Annotated in this window: 4 protein-coding genes; all 4 read right to left on the reverse strand. The window is 45.9% G+C overall.

Going from position 1 to position 3,314, the window contains the following annotated elements:
• Positions 1 to 52 precede the first annotated feature (52 nt).
• A complete protein-coding gene (locus B7Y67_RS13520; RefSeq protein WP_293599100.1) occupies positions 53 to 814 on the reverse strand; it encodes an ABC transporter ATP-binding protein in 762 nt (253 codons plus the stop codon).
• A gap of 101 nt (positions 815 to 915) precedes the next feature.
• Positions 916 to 1,140 (reverse strand): DUF3717 domain-containing protein, encoded by a 225-nt coding sequence (locus B7Y67_RS13525; RefSeq protein ID WP_215387009.1) that lies wholly within the window; start codon positions 1,138 to 1,140, stop codon positions 916 to 918.
• A 9-nt stretch (positions 1,141 to 1,149) separates the two neighbouring features.
• A complete protein-coding gene (locus B7Y67_RS13530; RefSeq protein WP_293599101.1) occupies positions 1,150 to 1,644 on the reverse strand; it encodes an SET domain-containing protein-lysine N-methyltransferase in 495 nt (164 codons plus the stop codon).
• 5 nt (positions 1,645 to 1,649) lie between these two features.
• Positions 1,650 to 3,314, reverse strand: a 1,665-nt coding sequence (locus B7Y67_RS13535) for a DNA gyrase subunit B (protein WP_293599102.1), incomplete at its 5' end; no start/stop codon positions are given.

The raw sequence follows: 3,314 nt of genomic DNA on the forward strand, positions 1-3,314 counted from the left end.
TGAGACTCGCCATACCAAGATTCGAGATTTTTAACCTCCAATGCCATGGTGCTCATAAGTTGTCGCCCCCATGGCTACCCATATAAGCCTCAACCACCAAGGGGTTGTTTGAAACCTCATGATATGAACCCTCAGCCAATACCGAGCCCCGTTGCAACACCGTAATTCTGTCGGCAATGGAGGAAACCACCTTCATGTTGTGCTCAACCATCAAGATGGTGCGACCTTTAGACACCCGATCAATTAATTCTGTAACGCGCTCGACATCTTCATGGCCCATACCCTGTGTTGGTTCATCCAACAGCATTAATTCGGGCTCCATGGCCATGGTCGTGGCAATTTCTAGAGCTCTCTTGCGCCCATAAGCCAAATTTAGGGTTTCTTCGTGGGCAAAGTCTGCCAAACCAACCTCACACAACAACTCCTCAGCGCGCTCATTGAGCACATTTAGTGAGTCGCCAGACTTCCAAAAGTGAAATTCCGTACCCAGTCCTCGCTGCAGTGCAACACGAACGTTTTCCAGAACAGTTAGGTGTGGGAAAACAGCAGAGATTTGAAATGATCGAACCACACCCCGCCTTGCAATTTGGGCTGGCTTCTCTTTTGTGATGTCAAAACCATTAAATAGAATTTGACCGGCGCTGGGCTCTAAAAATTTAGTGAGTAAATTAAAACAAGTGGTTTTGCCTGCCCCGTTGGGTCCAATGAGGGCGTGAATAGTTCCACGAGTGACATCTAGATTGACGTCACTCACCGCAGAAAACCCTTTAAAAGTTTTCCCAAGACCAATTGTTTTTAATATTGTTTCTTGCAAACTTAAATCCTCATGCACATCTTTGGGCAAGACTTTGAGAATACTCCAAGAGAGTATTTACTAATATAGAGATAACCCTAAAAACACAAAGGTTGAGTTTTTTAGTTTGTTTGTTTGGTTTTAAAAAACTTTTGGATTGCTGATTTTGCTATTTCATCCAAGACATCCATGGGAACCCTCTGCGACCCTTGAACAATCATAAGTGCGTAAGGTTTTGCAAGCGCGGCGGCCTCTGGGCATAAATGTAATTCTTCTCCAGCCGCAGGCGATTGACTGCGCCAGTAATTAATAGCTGCCTCTAAATCTTGAATACTGAGAAACAACATTTTTTAAAATTATTTGGTATCGAGAGACAACATCGTGCCACGGCATTTCTTTGCACCACAGCGACACTCATAGTCCTTCTTCAACCGCTTGGTAACGCGGCTGCCAATATCAAGCGAATAATCATAAAAAAGCTCTTCGCCCAACTTAAGGTCGCGTTTCGCATAAATAAATACACGGGGCTCACCGCCAAAAATATCTTCTCGAGTTTCACAACTGGGCTTACAGGAGTGGTTAATCCAGCGTGCTGCATTGCCGCCATATTTAGCATCAATGCAACGGCCATCCTCCAGAGAGAAATAAAAAGTATGGTTTGGGTCTTTAGGGTCATGTGGATGGCGCTTCTCGGCCAACTTCCAACTAATGCGCTCCCCTTTGTACTCAATAATGGCATCACCTTTTTTTATTGGCTTAGCAACAAACACCCCTTTGCCATGAATCGGGGAAGACTTCACAACAATGCGTGAGCGATCAATTTTTGGAACCACCAATTTCTTTTTAGCCATTTAAATCAGACGTCCAGGTTACGAGCAATCAAGGCGTTTTTTTCAATAAAGGCACGACGTGGCTCAACCTCATCCCCCATTAGGGTTGTGAAGACCTGGTCAGCAGCAATCGCATCTTCGATTTTGACTTGGAGTAATGTTCTTGAACCTGCATCCATGGTGGTTTCCCACAACTGGGATGGGTTCATCTCACCAAGACCTTTGTAGCGCTGACGACTGAGCACGCGCTCAGCCTCAGAGAGCAGCCAGGAGAAAGCGGCCCTGAAATCTTGAATCGCTTGTTCTTTTTGGTTTTTGTCTGGGTCGCCACGGCGAACCTTTGAACCCGGCAACACCTTGCCAGATAAAACCGCAGCTGCATTTGACAGGCTTTGGTAATCATCACCATGAACAAAATCAGAATTGATTGCCGATAACTTCAAATTGCCATGAATGCGGCGGGAGAGAAGTAATTTATAGCGATCGGTACGCTCTTCCTTTTGCACAATAATCTCTGGGGGCAGTGCCAAAGGATTCAAAGAATCAGCAAGTGCGCCACGCAAGTGCTCAGCCGATTCATGTGCAGACTTCTCGGTATCTAGGTTGAGTTGAGTACCCGAAGCAATGGCACGCAAAGCATCTTCGTCAATGGTGCGAGATAAGCGATCAACAACAGATTGAATGACTTGATAGTGTTTAGCTAACTCGCCCAATGCTGCGCCCTCAATAATTTCTCCCGTGGGGGTTTGAAGTGAGGCCGACTCTAATGCAATCTTTAGCAGCAGTTGATTCAACTCCGCATCATCTTTAATGTATTGCTCATTCTTGCCAAACTTCACCTTATACAAGGGTGGTTGCGCAATATAGATGTGGCCACGCTCAATCAACTCAGGCATTTGTCTATAGAAGAAGGTAAGTAGGAGTGTGCGGATGTGGCTACCATCAACGTCCGCGTCGGTCATGATGATGATGCGGTGATAGCGCAACTTGTCAGCCTTGTACTCCTCAACACCAATACCAGTTCCAAGAACGGTAATTAAAGTAACCACCTCTTGGCTAGCCAACATCTTGTCGAATCGAGCCTTCTCAACGTTGAGAATTTTTCCTTTCAGCGGAAGAATCGCCTGAAAGCGTCGGTCACGACCCTGCTTTGCAGAACCACCCGCGGAGTCTCCCTCGACAATAAATAGTTCAGATTTAGTTGGATCTTTCTCTTGGCAATCTGCCAACTTCCCAGGAAGACCCAAACCATCAAGGACACCCTTACGACGAGTCATGTCGCGAGCTTTACGAGCCGCCTCACGAGCGCGCGCAGCATCTACAATTTTTCCGCAAAGAATTTTTGCATCAGCAGGGCGCTCTTGCAAATAAGCACTCAAAGCCTCAGCAACAATTTCTTCTACCGGGCCACGAACCTCACTAGAGACCAACTTATCTTTTGTTTGGCTCGAAAACTTAGGCTCAGGAACCTTGACGGATAAGACGCAAGCAAGTCCCTCACGCATATCATCACCAGAAATTTCAACCTTAGCTTTTTTAGCAACTTCGTGTTCATCAATATATTTATTAATGACGCGAGTCATGGCTGCGCGCAAACCTGTTAGATGGGTACCGCCATCACGTTGTGGAATATTGTTAGTGAAACACAACACTTGCTCACTAAAACTATCATTCCATTGCATGGATACTTC

This window comes from Polynucleobacter sp. 35-46-11, from assembly GCF_002281105.1.